The following is a 21,212-nucleotide window of genomic DNA, read 5'->3' on the forward strand; positions in this document are numbered from 1 at the left end:
GGTTTACTCCGCTTTGGCGTCTGCTTTGGCCGCGCTGGCCTGATCAGGGCTGCCCGGTTTCTTGACGTTGGTGGCATCGCTGACCTTGACCTCGACACCTGGGCGCACGTACTGCAGGCCTTCGGTGATCAGGCGGTCGCCCGGGTTCAGGCCTTCTTCGATCAGCCAATCGCTGCCCAGGGTGCGGCTGGCCTTGAGCTGGCGCAGTTCGACCTTGTTCTCCTGGTTGACTACCAGCGCAGTCGGTGCACCCTTGAGGTCACGGGTCACGCCTTGCTGCGGGGCCAGGATGGCATTGCTGTTGACCCCGGCCTTGAGCCGCGCGTGCACGAACATGCCGGGCAGCAGGGTGTGGTCAGGGTTGGGGAAGATGGCGCGCAGCGTCACCGAACCTGTGGTCTCGTCGACCGCCACTTCGGAGAACTCCAGGCGACCTTCCTGCTTGAACAGGCTGCCGTCTTCGAGCACCAGTTGGACGGAGGCGGCGTTGTCGCCGGACTTCTGCAGCTGGCCACTTTCCAGGTCACGACGCAGTTTGAGCAACTCGGCGGTGGACTGCGTGACATCGACGTAGATCGGGTCGAGTTGCTGGATGGTAGCCATGGCATTGGTCTGGCCATTGCTCACCAGCGCACCTTCGGTGAACGACGAGCGACCGATGCGGCCACTGATCGGCGCCAGTACCTTGGTATAGCGCAGATCGATCTGGGCGCTCTTGAGCGCGGCCTCGGCCTGCAATCGTTTGGCATTGGCGTCGTCGTATTCCTGCTTGGACACCGCCTGTTCGTCGATCAGCTGCTTGTAGCGCTCGGCCAGCGAACGGGTAGCCTGCAGGTTGGCCTGGGCGTTGGCCAGGGTCGCCTCGTAGACGGCAGGGTCGATCTGGTACAGCTGCTGACCGGCCTTGACGTCGCTGCCTTCCTTGAACAGGCGCTTGAGAATGATGCCATTGACCTGTGGGCGCACTTCGGCAACGCGATAGGCGCTGGTGCGCCCCGGCAGCTCGGAGGTCAAGGTGAAGGCCTGGGGCTGGATTGTCACGACGCCGACCAGAGGAGCCTGTGCTGCGGGCGCGGCTTCTTCTTTCTTACAGCCACTTAGCAGAGTTGCCAGGGCGACGGCGGAAACCAGAGCGGTAACGGCTGGCTTGAATTGCATGAGGATCCTCGGGTCGCTAGAGCAGGGAGACGCTCAAGAGTAATGGAAGAGTCTTGTCAGAAAAAATGCTATCAGGTTGGATAAATAGCTTACTAACGAATATACTTACATTCATGTTGTTTGTAAATACCGTAGGGTGGTACTTGGCTACTATCCGGCCCCTTGATTAGCCCATCCGGAGGCGCCCTTCAGAGGTGACCCCGGCGGATTCCCCACCGGCAGCGTGCCTGTGGGCCCAGATGAGGTTGTACTGCCATGGTCCGTCGAACCAAAGAAGAAGCCCAGGAAACCCGAACTCAGATCATCGAGGCGGCGGAAAAGGCTTTCTACAAGCGTGGGGTTGCACGAACCACCCTTGCTGACATCGCCGAGCTGGCGGGCGTGACCCGCGGTGCCATCTACTGGCATTTCAACAACAAGGCGGAGTTGGTGCAGGCGCTGCTCGACAGCCTGCACGAAACCCATGACCATTTGGCGCGGGCCAGTGAAAGCGAGGACGAGCTGGACCCTCTCGGCTGCATGCGCAAGCTGCTGTTGCAAGTGTTCAACGAGCTGGTGCTCGACGCCCGGACCCGGCGTATCAATGAGATCTTGCATCACAAGTGCGAGTTCACCGATGACATGTGTGAAATTCGCCAGCAGCGCCAAGGCGCGGTGCTGGATTGCCACGAAGGCATTACCCTGGCGTTGGCCAATGCCGTACGCCGTGAACAGTTGCCGGCCGGGCTGGATGTGGAGCGAGCGGCCGTGGCCCTGTTTGCCTATGTCGATGGCCTGATCGGGCGCTGGTTGCTCCTGCCAGACAGCTTCGATCTGTTGCGCGATGCCGATAAATGGGTGGACACCGGGCTGGATATGCTGCGCTGGAGCCCGGCGTTGCGCAAATGACACTTTGTTAAGGATTGTGAGGGAGTGTTTTCCCTGAGTATTAAGGGATGATTAATACCTTCAAGGTGTGCCCCTAGCGTCCACGCAACTGCCGGTCTGGCAATGCCACCGCCGCGACCAGCCCGAGCATCGCCACTGCGGCGCTGCCCAGCAGCAGGTACCTGAAGGTTTGCAGTAATCGTGCCTGGGTTGCTGGGTCCGCTTCGCCTGCCTGCAGGCTCCCCAGCAACGGATTACCCAGCAGCTCGAACCCACCCTGGTGCAGCAGTGCCAGCAATACGCTGGACATGCATGCCACGCCCATCGCGCCGCCCAGTGAGCGGAACAGGTTGGTCGTGCTGGTGGCCACGCCGATGTCCTTGCTCTCCACAGCGCTCTGTGTGCCTACCAGCGATGTCGGGAACTGCAGCCCGCAGGCGATCCCGGTGCACAGCATGAAGAGCGCGCTGAGTACGCCCGACTGTGGTGGGGTGATGGCCATGGCGAAGATTGCCACCGGCATCAGCAACGCACCGGCGAGGATCTGCGGCTTGTAGCGGCCAGTGAAGCTGGTCATGCGCCCGCCGGTGAATGCACCGATAGGCAAGCCGATGGCCAAAGGCAGCAGGTGTAGCGCCGCGCTGTCGGCCCCGGCCCCGGTGATGCCCTGGTAACGCAGGGGCATCAGCATGGTCAGAGAGATCGATTGGAAGCTGGCGAAGAAAATCACCGCCCAGCACAGCACGGCAACCCGGTTGCCGAACAGCCCCAGTGGCAGCAATGGCTCCTGGCAGCGACGTTCATGCCCGATGAACAAGGCCGCGCCAAGCCCGGCGCAGGCGAACAGGGCCACCACGGCGGGCGCAGTCCAGGCATGGCCCTGGCCGACCAGGGTAATGCCCAGCAGCAGGCTGCCCAGGCCAAGGATCAACAAAACCGCCCCCACATAGTCCACCTGGGCCCGCCGCCGTTGCACGGGTATGCCCCGTAGGGCGCGGTGGAGGGCCCACAGGGCGACCAAGCCCAAGGGCAGATTGATCCAGAACACCCAGCGCCACGACAGGTATTCGGTCAGCCAGCCACCTAGCACCGGCCCTGCCACACTCGCTGCGGCATACATGCTGCTGAAATAGCCCTGGTAGCGCCCACGCTCGCGCGGCGGCACGAAGTCGCCGATGATCGCCTGGCTCACCGAGACCATTCCGCCCGCACCGATGCCTTGCAGTACGCGCGCCAGCACCAGTTGCTGCATGTCTTGGGCCAGGGCGCAGGCGATGGAGGCCAGGGTGAACAGACTGATGCCGGTAAGGATCATGCGGCGGCGCCCATACAGGTCCCCCAGCTTGCCGTAGATCGGCACCGCCACGGTCATCGCCACCATGTAGCCCGAAATCACCCAGGCCAGCAGCCCGACGTCATTGAACTGCGCAGAAATGGCGGGCAGTGAGACGGCGACGATGGTCTGGTCCAGGGCGCCAAGGAAAATGGCCAGCATCAACGCGTTGAGCACGTTACGCAGGCCGGCAGGAGGCAGGGCGGCGGTCACGGGGGTACCTTGTTTGAACGACGGCGGTGGCTTTGCCGGCCCGCGGAACGGGTCGGCATGAAGGGTGCAATTGTAACCCGACTTAGGTAGCTACCTATCCACTATCTGCATCGCCTATGCAAGATCGGCATTGGTGCATTCATCCAGTGCTGCATGGCCGCGTGATATCGTGCATAGGCCGCAGAGCCTTGAATCCTGGGGTTGCACCAGCGTGGTGCAACATTATGTCGCAGGTTTCCAGTGCCGCTGTTTCCCACACCTTTTATTCCTCTGCCTGCATGTCGAGCATGACCGCCCAGATGGCGACGGTTGGAACAGGTCAGGTAGACCCGATTCAGGGGTCGGTAGCAACCGTTCATTTTTACGTATAAGCGGAGTGATCATGCCCAAGGCTTCCCATCAAGATCTGCGTTTTGCCTTCCGCGAGCTGCTCGCTTCAGGTTCCTGCTATCACACGGCGTCCGTGTTCGACCCGATGTCGGCGCGTATCGCCGCTGACCTGGGCTTTGAAGTCGGCATTCTCGGCGGCTCGGTCGCCTCGCTGCAGGTGCTGGCCGCACCAGACTTCGCCCTTATCACGCTGAGTGAATTCGTCGAGCAGGCTACCCGCATCGGCCGGGTGGCCCAGCTGCCGGTGCTCGCCGATGCCGACCACGGTTATGGCAATGCGCTGAACGTCATGCGCACCGTCGTCGAACTGGAACGCGCCGGTGTGGCTGCGCTGACGATCGAAGACACGCTGCTGCCGGCCCAGTTCGGGCGCAAGTCCACCGACCTGATCCCGGTCGAGGAGGGCGTTGGCAAGATCCGTGCGGCGCTGGAGGCACGGGTAGACGCGTCGCTGTCGATCATCGCCCGGACCAACGCCGGTGTGCTCAGCACCGAAGAAATCATCGTGCGCACACAGAGCTACCAGAAGGCCGGTGCCGACGCCATCTGCATGGTGGGTGTCAAAGACTTCGAGCAACTGGAGCAGATTGCCGAGCACCTGAGCGTGCCGCTGATGCTGGTGACCTATGCCAACCCGAACCTGCACGACGATGAGCGCCTGGCGCGCCTTGGCGTGCGGATCGTGGTCGATGGCCATGCCGCCTATTTTGCCGCGATCAAGGCCACTTATGACTGCCTGCGCCTGCAGCGCGGTCGGCAGAACAAGTCGGAAAACCTCACCGCCACCGAGCTGTCGCACACCTACACCCAGCCTGAGGACTACATCCGCTGGGCCAAGGAATACATGAGCGTCGACGAGTGACCGGGATGGCGCCGTTCCGCCTGGCGGGCGGCGCTCAACGGGCAAGCACCATAGGGCATTCGTTGGCCGGTGCTTGCCGATACTGCCGCGCTGCGGGCTCAGGCGTTCAGCGGTTGGCGCGCGCTTGCAGCCAAGCCATCAACTCGACCAGCCCAGGCGGCACATTCCTGGCCTGACAGGCCAGGTAATAGCCTTTGCCGGTCATCACCTTGAGCCCGAACGGCATGCACAGCCTGCCGCTTTTCAGGTCGTCACCTATCAGCGCCCAATCACCTATGGCCACCCCGGTGCCCTGGGAGGCCATTGCCATGGCCATGTCCAAGGTTTCGAAATGCTGCCGGGGCCCTTGAGTGTCGAAGGCGACCCCAGCGGCCTGTAGCCATAGGCGCCAGTCATGTTCATCACGCGAGGGGTGCAGCAGCATGTGGCGCTGAAGATCCCCAACCTCTTTCAGTGGCACCGGCCCTGCCAGTAACGAGGGGGCGCATACCGGCGTGAGCTGTTCATCGAACAGCTTGCACACGTGCAGCCCATGGTTCGGCGCATCGCCGTAGACGACCGCTGCATCGAACCCTTCACGACGAAAATCCACGCCATGCTGCACTGTGGTGGTCAGCTCTACAGGCACATCCGGGCGCAGCGCCTGCCATTCCATCAGGCGCGGCAGCAACCAGCGCATCACGCAGGTCGGCGCCTTGAGCTGGAGGGTCGCGCTGCGCCCGCCCACTTCCCGTACGCCCTGATCGATCAAGGCAAATATCTGCTGCACGCGCGGCAGCCAGTCCTGCCCTTCACGGGTCAGGCTCAGGCCACGGGCCTGGCGCTGGAACAAGGCGTACCCCAGGTGCTCTTCGAGCCCAGCGATCTGCCGGCTGACGGCGCCCTGGGTGATATGCAACTGCTGTGCGGCACGGGTGAAGTTGCAGTGCTGGGCGGTGATCAGGAAGGTGTGCAGGGAGGAAAGCGGTGGTAGGCGTTTCATCGCTCAAGCCATGATTTAAAGACATGGCTAGTATGTTTTTTTTTGCCTTGTCGCGATAGCCCCGGTTGGGTCCAATGAGCGCAGATTCCAACGGATACAAGGTGAAACGTGATGGCTACCTGCGGCGAAGTACTGGTCAAACTCCTCGAAGGCTATGGCGTTGACCATGTTTTCGGCATTCCCGGCGTGCATACCGTGGAACTCTACCGAGGCCTGGCGGGCTCGTCGATCCGGCATGTCACACCGCGCCACGAGCAAGGCGCGGGCTTCATGGCTGACGGCTATGCGCGTACGCGTGGCACGCCGGGGGTATGTTTCATCATCACCGGCCCCGGGATGACCAACATCACCACCGCGATGGGCCAGGCTTACGCTGATTCGATCCCGATGCTGGTGATTTCCAGCGTGCAGTCGCGCAGCCAGCTGGGCGGGGGGCGTGGCAAGCTGCATGAGTTGCCCAACCAGAGCGCCCTGGTGGCTGGGGTGGCCGCGTTCTCGCACACCTTGATGAGCGCTGATGACTTGCCGCAGGTACTGGCGCGCGCGTTCGCCGTGTTCGATGGCGCCCGGCCGCGCCCGGTTCATATCGAGATTCCGTTGGATGTGCTGGTCGAGCCTGCCGACCACCTGCTACCGGGGCGCCCTGTGCGCAGCAGCCGGGCGGGCGCTGCGCCGCAGGCGGTCGCACGGATGGCCGAACGTCTGGGCAAGGCGCGCAAGCCATTGATCCTGGCCGGCGGCGGTGCGTTGGCTGCCGGCCCTGCGTTGGCGCGCATGGCCGAGTATCTGCAGGCACCGGTGGCACTCACCATCAATGCCAAGGGCCTGCTGCCCTCTGACCATCCGTTGCAGATCGGTTCGACCCAGTCGCTGGTCGCTACCCGTGCGCTGGTGGCAGAGGCTGATGTCGTGCTGGCGATTGGCACCGAGCTGGCTGAAACCGACTACGACGTGACATTCAAGGGCGGCTTTGAAATCCCTGGCGCACTGCTGCGCGTCGACATCGATCCGGACCAGACCGTACGCAACTACCTGCCGGAGCTGGCGCTGGTCGCCGATGCCGAGCTGGCAGCGCAGGCACTGCTCGATGCCCTGCACGACCTGCCACAGCCTGCTCGCGATGGCGCGTGGGGGGCGGCACGCGTAGCGCGCCTGCGCGCGTCACTGAGCGCGACATGGGACCAGCCAACCCTGAGCCAGACCCGTTTGCTGACCAGCATTCTGGAACGTTTGCCCAACGCCATCCTGGTGGGTGATTCGACGCAGCCTGTGTACAGCGGCAACCTGGCCCTGGATATGGACCAGCCACGCCGCTGGTTCAATGCCTCGACCGGCTACGGCACCTTGGGCTATGCGCTGCCAGCGGCGATGGGAGCGTGGCTGGGCAGTGCCGAGCGACCCGCCGCGCGTGCCCCGGCAGTGTGCCTGATCGGGGACGGTGGGCTGCAGTTCACTTTGCCGGAGCTGGCCAGTGCGGTGGAGGCCCAGGTGCCGCTTATCGTGCTGTTGTGGAACAACCAGGGCTATGAGGAAATCAAGAAGTACATGGTCAACCGTGCCATCGAGCCGGTCGGGGTGGATATCCATACCCCTGATTTCATCGGCGTGGCACGTGCCTTGGGGGCTGAAGCGGAACAGGTCGGCGATGTGCAGCAGCTGCAGGCGGCCCTGGGGAGGGCCGTGGAGCGTAATGGGCCGACGTTGATCCAGGTCGATCAGAACCAGTGGCAGGCAGCGGTCAAAGGCTGAGCCCGCAAACCATCACCCGGCACTGGCCCGCAGCCGTGCCACATCCCGGATCGGCGGGGCGCCATACAGCCGGCTGTATTCGCGGCTGAACTGCGAGGGGCTTTCATAGCCCACCCGATAACCTGCCACCGCCGCCTCGAGGCCGTCGTTGAGCATCAGGCGGCGGGCCTCCTGCAGGCGCAATTGCTTCTGGTATTGCAACGGGCTCATGGAGGTCACGGCCTTGAACCTGTGGTGCAAGGTTGACGTGCTGAGGTTGACCTCACGCGCCAGGTCCTCGATGCGCAGCGGCTGCTGGAAGTTCTGGTTGAGCCAGGTAATGGCTTGGCACACCCGGTGCGTCTGGCTGTTGGCCAGGGCTATTTCATACAGGCGGTAGCCCTGAGGGCCGCGCAGCAGTCGGTAAAGGATTTCCCGGCGGATCAGCGGCGCGAGCATGGCGATGTCACGCGGCGAGTCCAGCAGACGAATCAGGCGCAGCAGTGCGTCGAGCAGTTGCGGGTCGGTCCTTTCCACGTACAGGCCGCGGCCTGAGGGCAGGTTGGGCACCAGCATCGGCCCGCTTTCGGCGATCAACTGGCTGATCTCGGCCGGGTCGAGGTCCAGGCGCAGGCCCAGGCTGGGGTTTTCCGGGCTGGCATCGAGCTTCGCGCCGCTGAGCGGCAGGGTCACCGACACCACCATATAGTGCAGCGGGTCGTAGGCATACTGCTCGTCGCCCAGAAACAGCGTCTTGCTGCCCTGGGCAAGGACACACAGGGCCGGCTGGGCCAAGGTCGGCACCGAGCGCACATTCTCGGTGTAGCGCACCAGGTATAGGTCGTCGATGGCCGACGCGGGGCCGTGGGCCTCGCCGGCATGTCGTCCGATCAGCTCGGCCAGTTCCTGGCGCTGCACTTCCAGGGTCGGATCAATGGACGGGACGGTGGTCATGATGGCTTTCCTCTGCTGATCGACGCAGCATAGGTTTGGGCAATGGTGGGCGCTAGTCCAAAGCTGCACGTCGATTGCCTGATCCTGCCGCGCGGCAGGATCAGGCAATCGACGTGCAGTAATGGCCTAACGCGCCGCGCGAGGGCGCCACTAACCTTGGCAGCCTGGTTTTCCCGTCCATCTGCTCCAAGGAGATCGTGCAATGGCCCTTCTACAACCGGTCACCCACTTGGCTTTCATCCGTGCCAGCAGTGGTCGCTCGGCAGAGCTCGGCGTGCGTTTGCGGGACCTGGTCGAACCCTCGCTGAGCGCGCCTGGCTGCCTGAGCTTTACCGTACAGCGCTCGCAGGCCGATGCCGATCTGTGGCTGCTCAGCGGGAGCTGGCGTGACCAACAGGCGATGACAGGTTATTTCGAGTCGCCGGCCCTGCAGGTGTTCGGCGAGCTGGTGCAAGCCCAGGTGGTCAGCAGCCTGGATCTGCATACCTTTGGTTGAATGCCACGCCGCGCGGGGTAGAATCCCGCCCCTCGATCAACGACGCGGATTGCAACAATGGCACGTAAAGAATTCCCGCATTTCGAAGCGGTTTCGGCGATGGTCCCGGTGGAGGGCGGCGGTTACCACGCGGCTATCGCGGTCAAGGCCTTGGGCATGGGGGGAGCGCCGCGTTTCCACAAGGTGCTCGATGGCCAGGTGTTCAAGAGCGCCATGGCGGCCGACGAGGCCGCCTGCGCTGAGCTTGATCGCCTCAAGGGCGTGGGTGAAGAAGGCGAATTGCTCTGGTGATCACACCTGTGGCCTTCTCATCTTGAACAGGTTGCCCAGTTCGAAGTAGTCCGCCGGGCCACCGCCTCGCAAGATCGGCTCGGCGGCCGCGGTATCGTAGATACCGTCCTTGAGCAGGTGCTCAGCGATGTGCACCGCCACCACTTCGCCCAGTATCAGCCAGCTCGGCACCGGCTCCTGGTCGGCCCGCGTGAGCTGGACGATCTGGCTCACCTTGCATTCGAAGGCCACCGGGGTTTCGCCCACACGGGGCACCTTCACCAGGCTCGACGGGGTTGCGCTCAACCCGCTCAAGTCGAATTCGTTGACCTCTGCCGGTACGGCTGCGCAGCTCTGGTTCATGGCTTCGGCCAGCGGGCGGGTGGCCAGGTTCCAGACGAACTCGCCGGTCTGCTCGATATTGTTCAGGCTGTCTTTGCGCCCGACGCTGCAGAAACCGATGATTGGCGGGATGTAGTTGAAGGCGTTGAAGAAACTGTAGGGCGCGAGGTTCAAGCGGCCTTCGCGGTCCTGGGAGGAGATCCAGCCGATCGGACGTGGGCCGACGATGGCATTGAACGGGTCGTGGGGCAGGCCGTGGCCTTTGGCGGGTTCGTAGTAGTACATCTGTGGGGCTTGGGGCCCTACCTCCAGAGGGGACGAGGCGCCTAGTGTGCCAAGCTTGTGCCCGCCTGGAAATGATCAAGCCCGACCGAGGCCGGGCTGGTGGCACGCATCAGGGATCAGCTGATGCGGTGGGCGTTGGTGCGATCGAAGCCATCTTCGGCGAAGCGTTGTGCGCCAGTGCGGTCGAAGCCATCTTCGGCGAAGCGTTGTGCGCCAGTGCGATCGAAGCCATCTTCGGCGAAGCGTTGTGCGCCAGTGCGGTCGAAGCCGTCTTCGGCGAAGCGTTGTGCGCCAGTGCGGTCGAAGCCGTCTTCGGCGAAGCGCTGTGCACCGGTACGGTCGAAACCGTCTTCAGCGTAAGTGGCCGCTTGGCTGTGGGCCGCTGCGAAGCTGTGGCTGTTGGTGCGATCGAATCCATCTTCGGCAAAGGCGCCAGTGGCGAAAACCGAGAAGGCCAGGGTAAGGATCAGTTTGTTTTTCATGGTCGTTGCTCCGTTGGGTTCAAGAGGTGTTTCGTTTCTATGGGTTCAATACTACGCCGATTAATTTGATTAAAAAGCGCAAAAATCCGCGCTAATAAATCGAATTAGCAGATGTTTTTGGGCGCGCTCATGGCGAACATCGCACTTGGTGAAGCCACCGGAACGCCGGTGAGGCAGTTCGTTTGCAATGGGCTTATCAGCGTATGCAGGATGGCGCAGCGGAATTAATGCGGAGTTAAGGCGGGTATTGGGTTGGCTGAAGGGCAGGTGTCACGGGCCGCAGAACACTCGAACCCTGCACTCAGCGGCATCACAAATGCGTTTTTGCACAATGAAAAAAGGGGCTCCCAGTTACCTGGGCGCCCCTTTTCAAACCGCAGGATCACGGTCAGTCAGTCGTAATCCGCGAATGCTGCTTGGTGTCCTTCATGGTTGCGTACACCAACAACGAACAAGCGATGCACGCTGTGACGTACCAGTAGAAACCGCTCTCCATCCCGGCGCTCTTGAACCACAGGGCTACGTATTCTGCGGTGCCGCCGAAGATCGAGACGGTCAGGGCATAAGGCAGACCGACGCCCAGCGCGCGAATCTCGGTCGGGAACAGTTCCGCCTTGACCACGGCGTTGATCGAGGTGTAACCGCTGACGATGATCAACGCGGCCATGATCAGGAAGAACGCACCCCACCACGTCTGGATGGTGTGCAGGGTGCTGAGGATCGGCACGGTGAACAGGGTGCCCAGCACGCCAAAGGCAATCAGGATCGGGCGACGGCCGATCTTGTCGGACAGGCCGCCAATGATTGGCTGGAGGCACATGAACAGGAACAGCGTGGCCGCGGAGATGGTGGTCGAATCACTGATGCTCATGCCGACGGTGTTGACCAGGTATTTCTGCATGTAGGTGGTGTAGGTATAGAAGGCCAAGGTGCCGCCCATGGTCAGGCCGACCACGGTCATCAGTTCCTTGGGGTGGCGCATCAGGGTGCGCATCAGGCTTTCCTTGGCCTTTTCCTTCTTGGTGAACGAGGCGGTTTCTTCCATGCCACGGCGCAGATACAGCGCGACCACCGCGCACAGTGCGCCAATCACGAACGGCACGCGCCAGCCCCAGGCATACAGTTGCTCGGTGGTCAGCGTCTGCTGCAGAACGATCAGTACTGCCAGGGCGATGAGCTGGCCGGAGATCAGGGTGACGTACTGGAAGCTGGAGAAGAAACCACGGCGGTCCTTGCTGGCCATTTCGCTGAGGTAGGTAGCCGAGGTGCCGTATTCACCACCCACCGACAGGCCCTGCAGCAGGCGGGCGATGACCAGCAGGACGGGGGCGGCGACGCCGATGGTTTCGTAACCCGGGGTCAGGGCGATAACCAGGGAGCCGGCGCACATCAGCAGCACAGACGCCATCAACGCAGCCTTGCGCCCCTTGCGGTCGGCGTAAAGGCCCATCAGCCAGCCACCGATCGGGCGCATGAGGAAGCCCACGGCGAAAATCGCGGCAGTGTTGAGCAGTTGTGCGGTGGAGTCGCCGGCCGGGAAGAAGGCCTTGGCGAAATACAGCGAGAATGCTGCGTAGACGTACCAGTCGTACCATTCGACCATGTTGCCGATGGAGCCGCTGAAGATCGACTTGAGGCGGCTGGCGGTGGTTCTGTCTGCGGCGGGCGCGACAGCTGCCCCGGTTGGCAGGGAGGTGGCGTTATCCATCAGGGATACCTTCTCGTTGTTTTTGTGGAGCGCGCCGAAGCGCAGCTTGCCAGCAAGATTGCAGAAGGTGTGCCAAACGGGTGCGTGGTGATTCATTTGAGGGCGCGTCGCGCCGTTCGTGGGCGTGCCGGGGCCACGGGAGGCGCGCTGCTGCTGGCCCGTCGCGGTTGCATCGGCGCGAGCTCGCAGGTGAGGAACTGCAGGGCAGGCCTATGAAAATACGTAGCAGTAAGCGGATTTTTGCTTATTGAGGTTAGCCTGTAGGCGGATTTCCGCTCATTCCCTTGCGATGAAATCCTCGCGTACCAGCCCATGGCGCTGCATTTTTTCGTTGAGGGTGCGCCTGGGCAGTTGCAGGTCGTGCATCACCCCTTTGATTTCGCCCTTGTGCAAGCGCAGTGCCGCGCGCAGGCATTGCGCCTCGAACGCTTCCATCTGCGCTGCCAGGGAATGGCCTGCAGGCAAGCTGTCCAGGCTCGGCGAACCCAAACCCAGGGCGTGGCGTTCGGCGGCATTGGCCAGTTCCCGCACGTTGCCCGGCCAGTCATGGGACAGCAGCTGCGCCAGTTGCGTACCCGACAGCGGCGGGGCTGAGCGGCCGAGTTTCTGCGCTGCGGCATGGGCGAAATGTTCGAACAACAGCGGGATGTCCTCGCGCCGCTCGCGCAACGGCGCCAGGCGCAGCTCGGCGACATTCAGGCGGTAGGCCAGGTCTTCGCGAAAACGCCCGGCCCGCGCTTCTTCAAGCAGGTCAGGCTTGGTTGCAGCGATGATTCGCAGGTCCACACTGATGCTCTGATTGGCCCCCAGCCTTTCCAGCTTCTGCTCCTGGATCACCCGCAGCAGTTTGGCTTGCTGGGCCAGTGGCATGCTTTCTATTTCATCGAGAAATACCGTGCCGCCGTTGGCATATTCGAGCTTGCCGATGCGCTTGCCCTGGGCGCCGGTAAAGGCACCGCTTTCGTGGCCGAACAGCTCGGCTTCGAACAGCGACTCAGGAATGGCTGCGCAGTTGAGTGCCACGAAGGGTTTGCCGGCACGCGGGCCGAAGTCGTGCAGGCAGCGCGCCACGCGCTCCTTGCCACTGCCGGTTTCGCCGCGGATGAGCACATTGACCGGCAGGCTGGCCAGGTCCAGCACCTGCCGACGCAATTGTTGCAGGCCTTGGGACATACCCAGAAGCGTGGATTCCAGGCGCGACTTGAGGTCTGCCTGCTCATGCAGGCGGCGGTTCTCCAGCACCAGTTGGCGCTTCTCCAGCGCGCGGCGCAGGCTACCCAGCAGGTGCTGTGGGGTGAAAGGTTTTTCCAGGAAGTCATAGGCACCGTTGCGCATGGCTTCCACCGCCATCGGCACATCGCCATGCCCGGTCAGCAGGATGATCGGCAGGTCCGGGTCATCGGCCTGCACACGCTCGAGCAGCTGCAAGCCACCCATGCCCGGCATGCGCACGTCGCTGATCACGACCCCTGGAAAATGACGGGGCAACTGAGCCAGGCAGTCCTCGGCGCGGGCAAACAATTGCACGTTGAAACCTGACAGGTTCAACCATTGCTCGACGGCGCTTCGAATGCTGGCTTCATCATCGACGACGATCACTGAATTCAACATACAGGCTCCAGGTCACGGGGCAGAGTTAGGCTCAGGCGCGCACCGCCTGGCAGGTTTTCGGCCTGCAGCTGGCCGCCGGCCTCATGGATGATGCCATAGGAAATCGCCAGGCCCAGGCCGAGCCCCTCACCCACGGGTTTGGTGGTGAAGAAGGGGTCGAACACTTTGGCCAGGTCGGGCTCGGCAATCCCGCCGCCAGAGTCGAGCACGCTCAGGCGCCATTGATCGTGCTCGGGCTCGATGCGGATTTCCAGGCGTTTGTAACGTTTGTCGGCCATGGCGTCGAGGGCGTTGCGCAGCAGGTTTATCAGCACCTGCTCCAGGCGGATCGCATCACCGCGGACCCATGCCGGGCGGGCCAGGTAGAGCGCCACTTCGACCTCGTCGTTACGGATGCGTGTGTCCAGCAGGTGCAAGGCCTGATCGACGACGGTCGCCAGGTCCAGCGGCTCGCGCAGACCGACCGGGCTGTTACGGGCGAAGGTTTTCAGGTGGCTGGTCAGCGCGGCCATGCGCGTGAGCATCTGCTCCAGCGGTTCCAGCGCCTGGCGTGCCTCTTCGTAACGGCCGTGATCAAGCAACAGGCGCAGGGTCTCCAGTTGCATGCGCTGGGTTGTCAGCGGCTGGTTGATCTCGTGGGCCATGGCGGCTGACATCTGCCCCAGTGCGGCCAGCTTGGCCGACTGCACCAGGCCCTCCTGGGCGGTACGCAGCTCGCGGGTGCGCTCTTCCACCTGGCGCTTGAGCTCTTCGCGGCTGCGCCGGCGCAAGCGGGCCAGGCGCAGCCGCTGGCTGACCAACAGTGCGGCGAACACCAGGCTCAGCCACGCGGCGGCTGCGCCCAGGGCTGCGTTACGGCCATCAGCGGCCAATTGTGGTTTGCGCAACAGGTGCAAGGTCCAGTCTTCACTTTCCAGCGGCAGGCTTTCCCACAGGTACTCGGCCTGCCCATCAGGCCCCTGCACGCGGCTGAGGGTGCTGTTGCTGGCGAAGCGGGTCAGCACCTGATGCTGCAGCGGTATCAGCGGCTGCTTGTCGTACTGGCGGGTCTCGGCCAGTTCTGCGCGATCGGGGCCGCTGAGCGGTTGCAGTTCGCGGTAGCGCCAGCCGTCCTGGTTGGCGATGAAGGTGATACCGCGGGCGTCGCTGACCAGCAGGATGTCGTTGCCCTGGCGCCACTCGCGTTCAAGTTCGGGAAATTCCAGCTTGACCACCATGGCCCCGAGAAAGCGCCCTTGTTCATCGGTGACTGCACTGGACAGGAAATACCCCGGCACGCCGCTGGTCACGCCCACGGCATAGAAGCGGCCGCTGCCCTGGCTGAGAGTTTGCTTGAAATACGGGCGAAAGCCGTAGTTGGAGCCTACGTAGGTGGTGGGCAGCCGCCAGTTGCTGGCCGCCACGGCAAGCCCGGTGCTGTCGAGCAGCTCCAGGGTGGAGGAATTGGCGGCACCATTGATGCGTTCGAGCTTGCGGTTGAGTGCGTTCTGCACCGGCTCGCTGATCGGGCCGCGCAGTGCCTGGATCAGTTCAGGGTCCAGCGCCAGCACCGCAGGCAGGGCGCGATAGCGTTCGATCAAGGTATGCAGCGAGGTGGCGTACAGCCCCAACTGTTGGCTGGCGCGGCGGGCATCCTCCTCCATGGCTTGGCGCTTGGCCTGTTGCATGGCCCAGCCGGCACTGAGCGCAGTGCCGGCCAGGATCAGCAGGGTGATCAGCCCCAAACGCAGGGCGCGAAAGGAAAATGGCATGGGGCAGGTCCGGATGATGGGGTTGTCCGTACCGTCCTGTCGCCGTCAAGCCAGCGAGAGGACGGTAAGGCTTGCAGGGCCGTTACAGCAGGTTGAAGCCCTTTTGTTGCACCGCCTCTGAGTCCAGGCCGACCTGGACATTGAACGCGCCAGGCTCAGCGACCCGCTGCAGCTGCCCATTGAAGAACTTCAGGTCTTCTTCGCTGATACGGAAGGCCAAGGTCCGCGACTCTCCGGCCTTGAGCATCACTTTCTGGAAGTTCTTGAGCTCTTTGACCGGACGGCTCATGGATGCCGCGACGTCCTGCAGGTACAACTGGACCACGGTCTCGCCATCGACGTTGCCGGTGTTCTTCACCGTCACCTTGGCCTCCAGCGTGTCGCCGCGCTTGAGGTCCTTGTGCGACAGGTTCAGCCCCGACAGTTCGAAAGTGCTGTAGCTCAAGCCGTAACCGAATGGATACAGCGGGCCGTTTGGCTCTTCGAAGTACTGTGAGGTGTAGTTGCCCGGCTTGCCTGGGGTGAACGGGCGGCCAATGCGCGTGTGGTTGTAATACATCGGGATCTGCCCGACCGAACGCGGGAAGGTAATGGCCAGCTTGCCCGACGGGTTGTAGTCACCGAACAGCACGTCGGCGATGGCATTGCCGCCCTCGGTGCCAGCGAACCAGGTTTCCAGGATGGCATCGGCCTGTTCGCGTTCCCAGGCGATCGACAGCGGCCGGCCGTTCATCAGCACCAGCACCAGCGGCTTGCCGGTGGCTTTCAGGGCCTTGATCAGCTCGCGCTGGCTGGCCGGGATCTCCAGGGTGGTGCGGCTGGACGACTCGTGGGACATGCCACGGGACTCGCCCACCACCGCCACCACCACATCGGATTGTTTCGCTGCCTTGACCGCTTCATCGATCAGCACCGCGGCCGGGCGCGGATCGTCAACGATTTCCGGGGCATCGAAGTTGAGGAAGTTGAGGTAATCGACGATCGCCTTGTCGCCGGTAACGTTGGAGCCTTTGGCGTAGACCAGCTTGGCCTTGCCCTCGACGGCGCGGCGCAGGCCTTCGCGCACGGTGACCGAGTGCATCGGCTTACCGTCGGCAGCCCAGCTGCCCATCATGTCGATCGGCGCATCGGCCAGCGGGCCGACCAGGGCAATGGTGCCGGTTTTTCTCAGCGGCAGAGTCTGCTTGCGGTTTTCCAGCAGCACCAGGCTGCGGCGCGCCACGTCGCGCGCGGCCTCACGGTGCAGCCGGTCCTCGCCGTAGTAATCCTTAAGGTCGGTTTCGGCTTTGCCGATACGCACGTACGGGTCCTTGAACAGGCCCATTTCATACTTGGCGCCGAGTACTTCGCGCACGGCCTGGTCCAGTTCGGCCTGGGTCACCTCGCCTGACTTGAGCAGCCCTGGCAGCTCTTCGCCGTACAGGGTGTCGTTCATGCTCATGTCGATGCCGGCCTTGATCGCCAGTTTGGCCGCTTCGCGACCATCATGGGCAACGCCGTGGCGGATCAGCTCCTGGATGGCGCCATGGTCACTGATGGTCACGCCCTTGAAGCCCCACTCCTTGCGCAGCAGGTCGTTCATCAGCCAGGTATTGGAGGTGGCCGGCACGCCGTTGATCGAGTTCAGCGCCACCATCACCCCGCCGGCACCGGCGTCGAGCGCGGCGCGGTAGGGCGGCAGGTAGTCGTTGTACATCTTGGGCAGGCTCATATCGACCGTGTTGTAGTCGCGCCCGCCTTCCACCGCGCCATACAGGGCGAAGTGCTTGACGATGGCCATGATGCTGTCGGCGTTGGCCGGGCTGCTGCCCTGGAACGAGCGGACCATCGCCTGGCCGATCCGCGAGGTCAGGTAGGTGTCTTCACCGAAGCCCTCGCTGGTGCGGCCCCAGCGAGGGTCGCGGGCGATGTCGACCATGGGCGCAAAGGTCATGTCCAGGGCGTCGGCGGCGGCTTCGATGGCCGACGTGCGGCCGACCTTGGCGATGGCGTCCATGTCCCAGGTGGCGGCCAGCCCCAGGCCGATCGGGAAAATGGTGCGCTCGCCGTGGATGGTGTCGTAGGCGAAGAACATCGGAATCTTCAGGCGGCTGCGCATGGCGGCGTCCTGCATGGGCCGGTTCTCGGGGGCGGTGCGCGAGTTGAAAGTACCGCCGATACGGCCTGCGGCGATTTCCTCACGGATCTTTTCCCGTGGCATCTCCGGGCCGATGCTGATCAGGCGCAACTGGCCGATCTTTTCAGCCTCGGTCATCTGGCTGATCAGATGCTCGATGAATGCCTGCTTGTCCTGCAGGGGCGGGGCGGTGGGGGCGGCAAGGGCCGCCTGACTGGCAAGGCCCAAGGCCAGGCCCAGCAAAGACAGTTTCATCATGAATCCCGTTGTCGAGGCCTGTGCCGTATCCACAGTGATACGCGCGCGGCAGAAGTTTTCAGGCGGCTATTGTTGTACGATTTACCGGCATTAATTCCAGCGGCGGATTATGCCTGATTATGTCGCTCGCTGAGGATCGCCCGCGTGCCGGGACAACAACTATAAAAACGATCAGAGACCGAAGGCATGACCCCCCTCGACGAATACCAGCAGCGCCAGATCGCTGAGGCCATAGCGCGCGTGGAACGGCGCACCGATGCCGAGCTGGTGACCGTGCTGGCCCGACGCGCCGATGATTACCCCTATCTTCCACTGTTTTGGGCCGCCGTGCTGGCGCTGACGGGGCCTGGCCTGCTGCAGCTGGTGCTGGGCTGGCCGGTTGGGCACGCGCTGCTGGTGGCCAACCTGCTGCTGTTCATTGGCCTGTGCGCGCTGCTGCGCATCCCACGCCTGAACGCCTGGTTGGTGCCCCCTGCGCTGCGCCGCTGGCGGGCATCGCGCCTGGCCCGGCAACAGTTTCGCGAGCAGAGACTGCATTGCACGGCCAAGGGGGCTGGGGTGCTGATCTTCGTGGCCGAAGCTGAGCTGCATGTGGAGATTCTGGTCGATCAAGGTATCGATCGGCACCTCGATGCCCATGCGCGTGCGGTGATCGGCGCCCGCTTTGCCGAGCAGGTGCGCCAGGGCCACACCCTTCTGGGCTTCATCGAGTGCATCGAGGCTTGCGGTGAGCGGCTGTGCGAGCACGTGCCACGCACCCACGCAGGCAACGAGCTGCCGAACCGCCTGGTGATTCTGGAGTGAACCACGCCCATCGCGAAAACCTTCGCCTGAGCCGGGCATCAACGTAGAATGCGCGGCATTGTGCAACGCACTCACCGCTATCCGAGGCACCTGTTTTCCATGTCCGCCAGTACTTCCGCTTCCATCGCGCCGGATGCGCGCGCCCAGTTTCTCGACCTGCTGAGCGCTGCCTTGCACGGCAACACCCTGGTCAAGCTGGTGCTGGCGCGCCATGTCGGCGCCGACCCGACCCTGCAGCGGATCATCGCCAAGCCGGTGCAGGTCAAAGGGCAGGCCAACCTGTCGCTGGTCTACCGCCATCAAACGCGCGACATCACCCGTAACGTGCCGCTGGAGCAGGTCCAAGCATTGATTGCCGGGCTGCTGCCGGAAAGCTTTCGCAATGCCCACTTGTTCGACGCCGAGGGTGAAGTGCAACTGACCTTCAGCAAAAAGGGCAAGCCGATGCTCCAGCGCCACGGTGCGCAGGCGCCGCGCGACGCTGCTGCCAGCACGGGCCACGACCGCGAGAAGAAGCGTTACCTGGAACTGTCGCGCCCCTTCCTGCGTGATCTGGGCGTGACCGACGCACAGGGAGCGCTGATCCCGTCCATGTCGCGCAAGTGGAAGCAGATCAACAAGTTCGTTGAAGTGTTCGATCACGCCCTGGCCAATGCGCCGGTGCCGGCTGAGCAGGTGCTGCGGGTGGCCGACTTCGGCTCAGGCAAGGGCTACCTGACCTTCGCCATGCACGACTACCTGACCAACAGCCTGGGCCGCGCGGCGCAGGTGACCGGGGTGGAGCTGCGTCCGGACATGGTCGATTTGTGCAATGCAGCCGCTTCGCGCCTGGAGCATCCGGGCCTTGAGTTTCAGTGCGGCGATGTGCGCAGCGTCGTACCCGAGGCCATCGAGGTGATGATCGCCCTGCATGCCTGCGACATTGCAACTGATTATGCGATCCACACCGGAATCCGTTGCAACGCCGCGATCATCATGTGCTCACCGTGCTGCCACAAGCAAATTCGCCCGCAACTGCAAAGCCCAGGCTTGCTGCAGCCGATGCTGCAATATGGGCTGCATCTGGGGCAACAGGCCGAGATGCTCACTGACAGCTTGCGCGCGCTGTATCTGGAAGCCTGTGGTTACGAGACCAAGGTGTTCGAGTTCATCTCGCTGGAGCACACCAACAAGAACAAGATGATTCTTGCCGTGAAACGCAAACAGCCCGCACCGGCGCAAGCGTTGCTGGAGAAGATTGCGCAACTGAAAGCGTTTTATGGCGTGCAGGAGCATTGCCTGGAGACGTTGTTGCGAGGGGATGGTTTGATTTAAACCCGTCACGGGGCTAGCGGGCCGGTCGGACCGTGGAGTTACGCTAGCCCCGAAAACGATAAACCTGCGCAGCTCTGCCATCAGCGCGCAGTCAGTGAGATCACCGCGACGCCAGCCACGATTACGAGTATTGAAGCAATTTTTCGGAATAAGCTGGTCGGCGCGATATCTTCGGTTAGCGTATTCGGAAAATACCGTGTTGCGACGTAACCGAAGAGAAGAACAAACAGTGGATGTATGCTGACGACGACGGATACCAGTGCAGCTCCACCACCTGCAGACAATGCAGCCATGAAAAAAACATAGCCGCCTACATCCAAGGTGTTGGTGGTGCCAAAAATGCAATATTCTTTGGTGGTTAGTCGCTTCAGGTCGTGAGTGATCAGCTTTCGGCAGAAGGGGACTAGCAAGAGCAGTACCCCGCCAAGTGCGTAGCCTGCAAGGTTGAAAAGCAGTACGGATTCCAGGCTTTTTGTTTTGAGTATTTCATCTGAGATGATGGTGGATGCCGCACCGAAAAAAGCGGACACCAAAATCATTGATAGGTGCCTCTTCTGGCCTAATCCGCTCATTGTTTTACGTGAAATACAGAGCAGCAAAATACCCCCGGTTATCAGCACGAATCCACTTGCCTGCCCGTATGTGGGGATCGAATTGAATAGCAATGCTGAGGCGATGAGAACGAACAGCGGTTCCGATTGATGGATCGGGATTACGGCGGAGACGTCCATTTCCTCCAGTGAATAGCTATAGGCGAAATATTGCAAGAATATTGCCAGGCCGGACAGTAAGTTTATACTTGCGGTCAAAGGGTCTAGATCAGTTGGTCGAAGCAAAAAGTAAATGCCAATGGCGAAGAATATGTTGCCAATGCTCAGTAGAAAGGTGAATGAAATATAGTGCGATGTGATGTTATTGATCGCAAATTTGTCCACCATGTTAGAGAGACTCCACAGCAGTGGCGCCATCAGCGAAAAATATAACCAGCTCATGTTGGCCTGCCTAAAACTTCAAGAATCGTAGAGCGGCTATGGTTGAGTAATGCTTGGGGACTCTCGTAGGCAGGGATGCTGAAGCGCAGTACTTGTACCTTCGTCTCTTTATCTTTTGCTGAGGGTGCGATGATTTTCAGCGATTTTATTTCGTGGAGTAGCTCCTTGATAAGAAGGGGGAGGGCTGCGCGGGATAACGCTCCGTAGCCAATAATGATGAGTTTCATATGCTAACGCCCTGGTTGTTATTGTTGTGTGAAGGTGCGCGTGGTGTGCCGGGAGTAATGTTTGGCACA

The 21,212-nt window shown here is 62.3% G+C and carries 19 protein-coding genes; 7 read left to right on the forward strand and 12 right to left on the reverse strand.

Annotated elements, in window-relative coordinates:
* Positions 1–3: 3 nt before the first annotated feature.
* Entirely contained in the window at positions 4–1,158 is a 1,155-nt protein-coding gene (gene ttgA / locus ACIPZH_RS12090) for a toluene efflux RND transporter periplasmic adaptor subunit TtgA (RefSeq protein ID WP_012312947.1), read from the reverse strand.
* A gap of 255 nt (positions 1,159–1,413) precedes the next feature.
* Here ttgA and ttgR point away from each other — a divergent pair, with 255 nt between their 5' ends.
* The gene (gene ttgR / locus ACIPZH_RS12095) at positions 1,414–2,046 is read left to right on the forward strand and encodes an efflux transport transcriptional regulator TtgR (RefSeq protein WP_241804791.1); all 633 of its coding nucleotides are present in this window, start codon (positions 1,414–1,416) and stop codon (positions 2,044–2,046) included.
* 73 nt (positions 2,047–2,119) lie between these two features.
* Here ttgR and ACIPZH_RS12100 read toward each other — a convergent pair whose 3' ends face one another.
* Positions 2,120–3,571, reverse strand: a complete 1,452-nt coding sequence (locus ACIPZH_RS12100) for an MDR family MFS transporter (RefSeq protein WP_400636294.1) — start codon at positions 3,569–3,571, stop codon at positions 2,120–2,122.
* A gap of 382 nt (positions 3,572–3,953) precedes the next feature.
* Here ACIPZH_RS12100 and ACIPZH_RS12105 point away from each other — a divergent pair, with 382 nt between their 5' ends.
* Positions 3,954–4,823, forward strand: a complete 870-nt coding sequence (locus ACIPZH_RS12105) for an oxaloacetate decarboxylase (RefSeq protein WP_241804793.1) — start codon at positions 3,954–3,956, stop codon at positions 4,821–4,823.
* Positions 4,824–4,929: 106 nt separating this feature from the next.
* Here the strand turns inward: ACIPZH_RS12105 and ACIPZH_RS12110 are convergent, their stop codons facing one another.
* Positions 4,930–5,805 (reverse strand): LysR substrate-binding domain-containing protein, encoded by an 876-nt coding sequence (locus ACIPZH_RS12110; protein ID WP_400636295.1) that lies wholly within the window; start codon positions 5,803–5,805, stop codon positions 4,930–4,932.
* 111 nt (positions 5,806–5,916) lie between these two features.
* Between ACIPZH_RS12110 and ACIPZH_RS12115 the strand changes: the two genes are divergently transcribed.
* Complete coding sequence (locus ACIPZH_RS12115) at positions 5,917–7,554, forward strand: 5-guanidino-2-oxopentanoate decarboxylase (RefSeq protein ID WP_400636296.1); 1,638 nt, start codon at positions 5,917–5,919, stop codon at positions 7,552–7,554.
* Between the two features lie 12 nt (positions 7,555–7,566).
* On the opposite strand, the gene ACIPZH_RS12120 is transcribed toward ACIPZH_RS12115, so the two are convergent.
* Positions 7,567–8,487, reverse strand: a complete 921-nt coding sequence (locus tag ACIPZH_RS12120; protein WP_400636297.1) for an AraC family transcriptional regulator N-terminal domain-containing protein — start codon at positions 8,485–8,487, stop codon at positions 7,567–7,569.
* A 202-nt stretch (positions 8,488–8,689) separates the two neighbouring features.
* Between ACIPZH_RS12120 and ACIPZH_RS12125 the strand changes: the two genes are divergently transcribed.
* Complete coding sequence (locus ACIPZH_RS12125; protein WP_400636298.1) at positions 8,690–8,983, forward strand: antibiotic biosynthesis monooxygenase family protein; 294 nt, start codon at positions 8,690–8,692, stop codon at positions 8,981–8,983.
* Positions 8,984–9,040: 57 nt separating this feature from the next.
* Positions 9,041–9,274 (forward strand): hypothetical protein, encoded by a 234-nt coding sequence (locus ACIPZH_RS12130; RefSeq protein WP_349976197.1) that lies wholly within the window; start codon positions 9,041–9,043, stop codon positions 9,272–9,274.
* On the opposite strand, the gene ACIPZH_RS12135 is transcribed toward ACIPZH_RS12130, so the two are convergent.
* The 6 genes from ACIPZH_RS12135 to bglX all read right to left on the reverse strand — a co-directional run bounded on the left by ACIPZH_RS12135 (position 9,275) and on the right by bglX (position 17,806).
* The gene (locus ACIPZH_RS12135; protein WP_400636299.1) at positions 9,275–9,880 is read right to left on the reverse strand and encodes a flavin reductase family protein; all 606 of its coding nucleotides are present in this window, start codon (positions 9,878–9,880) and stop codon (positions 9,275–9,277) included.
* 116 nt (positions 9,881–9,996) lie between these two features.
* The gene (locus ACIPZH_RS12140) at positions 9,997–10,362 is read right to left on the reverse strand and encodes a heme utilization protein (RefSeq protein ID WP_349976199.1); all 366 of its coding nucleotides are present in this window, start codon (positions 10,360–10,362) and stop codon (positions 9,997–9,999) included.
* Between the two features lie 388 nt (positions 10,363–10,750).
* A complete protein-coding gene (locus ACIPZH_RS12145) occupies positions 10,751–12,070 on the reverse strand; it encodes an MFS transporter (RefSeq protein ID WP_400636300.1) in 1,320 nt (439 codons plus the stop codon).
* 276 nt (positions 12,071–12,346) lie between these two features.
* Positions 12,347–13,681, reverse strand: a complete 1,335-nt coding sequence (locus tag ACIPZH_RS12150) for a sigma-54 dependent transcriptional regulator (RefSeq protein WP_241804802.1) — start codon at positions 13,679–13,681, stop codon at positions 12,347–12,349.
* On the reverse strand, positions 13,675–15,432 hold the full coding sequence (locus ACIPZH_RS12155; RefSeq protein WP_400636301.1) for an ATP-binding protein: 1,758 nt from the start codon (positions 15,430–15,432) through the stop codon (positions 13,675–13,677). Before ACIPZH_RS12155 ends, ACIPZH_RS12150 begins: the two co-directional genes overlap by 7 nt.
* 82 nt (positions 15,433–15,514) lie before the next feature.
* On the reverse strand, positions 15,515–17,806 hold the full coding sequence (gene bglX, locus ACIPZH_RS12160) for a beta-glucosidase BglX (RefSeq protein WP_400636302.1): 2,292 nt from the start codon (positions 17,804–17,806) through the stop codon (positions 15,515–15,517).
* A gap of 186 nt (positions 17,807–17,992) precedes the next feature.
* Between bglX and ACIPZH_RS12165 the strand changes: the two genes are divergently transcribed.
* Complete coding sequence (locus ACIPZH_RS12165; protein WP_400636303.1) at positions 17,993–18,610, forward strand: TPM domain-containing protein; 618 nt, start codon at positions 17,993–17,995, stop codon at positions 18,608–18,610.
* A gap of 99 nt (positions 18,611–18,709) precedes the next feature.
* Entirely contained in the window at positions 18,710–19,924 is a 1,215-nt protein-coding gene (locus ACIPZH_RS12170) for a class I SAM-dependent methyltransferase (protein ID WP_400636304.1), read from the forward strand.
* A gap of 80 nt (positions 19,925–20,004) precedes the next feature.
* Here ACIPZH_RS12170 and ACIPZH_RS12175 read toward each other — a convergent pair whose 3' ends face one another.
* Together ACIPZH_RS12175 and ACIPZH_RS12180 are read right to left on the reverse strand one after the other, a co-directional pair.
* Positions 20,005–20,916, reverse strand: coding sequence for an EamA family transporter (locus ACIPZH_RS12175; RefSeq protein WP_400636305.1), 912 nt, complete (start codon positions 20,914–20,916; stop codon positions 20,005–20,007).
* Positions 20,913–21,143, reverse strand: a complete 231-nt coding sequence (locus ACIPZH_RS12180; protein ID WP_400636306.1) for a hypothetical protein — start codon at positions 21,141–21,143, stop codon at positions 20,913–20,915. The genes ACIPZH_RS12175 and ACIPZH_RS12180 overlap by 4 nt, the downstream gene beginning before the upstream one ends.
* Positions 21,144–21,212: the final 69 nt, after the last annotated feature.

It is taken from the genome of Pseudomonas sp. NPDC089758, assembly GCF_044748705.1.
Classification (GTDB): Bacteria; Pseudomonadota; Gammaproteobacteria; order Pseudomonadales; family Pseudomonadaceae; genus Aquipseudomonas; species Aquipseudomonas putida_X.

Coding starts and splice junctions, on each gene's coding strand:
- ACIPZH_RS12135 (WP_400636299.1), bottom strand. CDS start 9,880: ATGTACTACTACGAACCCGCCAAAGGCCACGGCCTGCCCCACGACCCG.
- ttgA (WP_012312947.1), bottom strand. CDS start 1,158: ATGCAATTCAAGCCAGCCGTTACCGCTCTGGTTTCCGCCGTCGCCCTG.
- ACIPZH_RS12125 (WP_400636298.1), top strand. CDS start 8,690: ATGGCCCTTCTACAACCGGTCACCCACTTGGCTTTCATCCGTGCCAGC.
- ACIPZH_RS12170 (WP_400636304.1), top strand. CDS start 18,710: ATGTCCGCCAGTACTTCCGCTTCCATCGCGCCGGATGCGCGCGCCCAG.
- ACIPZH_RS12165 (WP_400636303.1), top strand. CDS start 17,993: ATGACCCCCCTCGACGAATACCAGCAGCGCCAGATCGCTGAGGCCATA.
- ACIPZH_RS12145 (WP_400636300.1), bottom strand. CDS start 12,070: ATGGATAACGCCACCTCCCTGCCAACCGGGGCAGCTGTCGCGCCCGCC.
- ACIPZH_RS12105 (WP_241804793.1), top strand. CDS start 3,954: ATGCCCAAGGCTTCCCATCAAGATCTGCGTTTTGCCTTCCGCGAGCTG.
- ACIPZH_RS12120 (WP_400636297.1), bottom strand. CDS start 8,487: ATGACCACCGTCCCGTCCATTGATCCGACCCTGGAAGTGCAGCGCCAG.
- ACIPZH_RS12180 (WP_400636306.1), bottom strand. CDS start 21,143: ATGAAACTCATCATTATTGGCTACGGAGCGTTATCCCGCGCAGCCCTC.
- ttgR (WP_241804791.1), top strand. CDS start 1,414: ATGGTCCGTCGAACCAAAGAAGAAGCCCAGGAAACCCGAACTCAGATC.
- ACIPZH_RS12110 (WP_400636295.1), bottom strand. CDS start 5,805: ATGAAACGCCTACCACCGCTTTCCTCCCTGCACACCTTCCTGATCACC.
- ACIPZH_RS12155 (WP_400636301.1), bottom strand. CDS start 15,432: ATGCCATTTTCCTTTCGCGCCCTGCGTTTGGGGCTGATCACCCTGCTG.
- ACIPZH_RS12115 (WP_400636296.1), top strand. CDS start 5,917: ATGGCTACCTGCGGCGAAGTACTGGTCAAACTCCTCGAAGGCTATGGC.
- ACIPZH_RS12130 (WP_349976197.1), top strand. CDS start 9,041: ATGGCACGTAAAGAATTCCCGCATTTCGAAGCGGTTTCGGCGATGGTC.
- ACIPZH_RS12140 (WP_349976199.1), bottom strand. CDS start 10,362: ATGAAAAACAAACTGATCCTTACCCTGGCCTTCTCGGTTTTCGCCACT.
- ACIPZH_RS12175 (WP_400636305.1), bottom strand. CDS start 20,916: ATGAGCTGGTTATATTTTTCGCTGATGGCGCCACTGCTGTGGAGTCTC.
- ACIPZH_RS12150 (WP_241804802.1), bottom strand. CDS start 13,681: ATGTTGAATTCAGTGATCGTCGTCGATGATGAAGCCAGCATTCGAAGC.
- bglX (WP_400636302.1), bottom strand. CDS start 17,806: ATGATGAAACTGTCTTTGCTGGGCCTGGCCTTGGGCCTTGCCAGTCAG.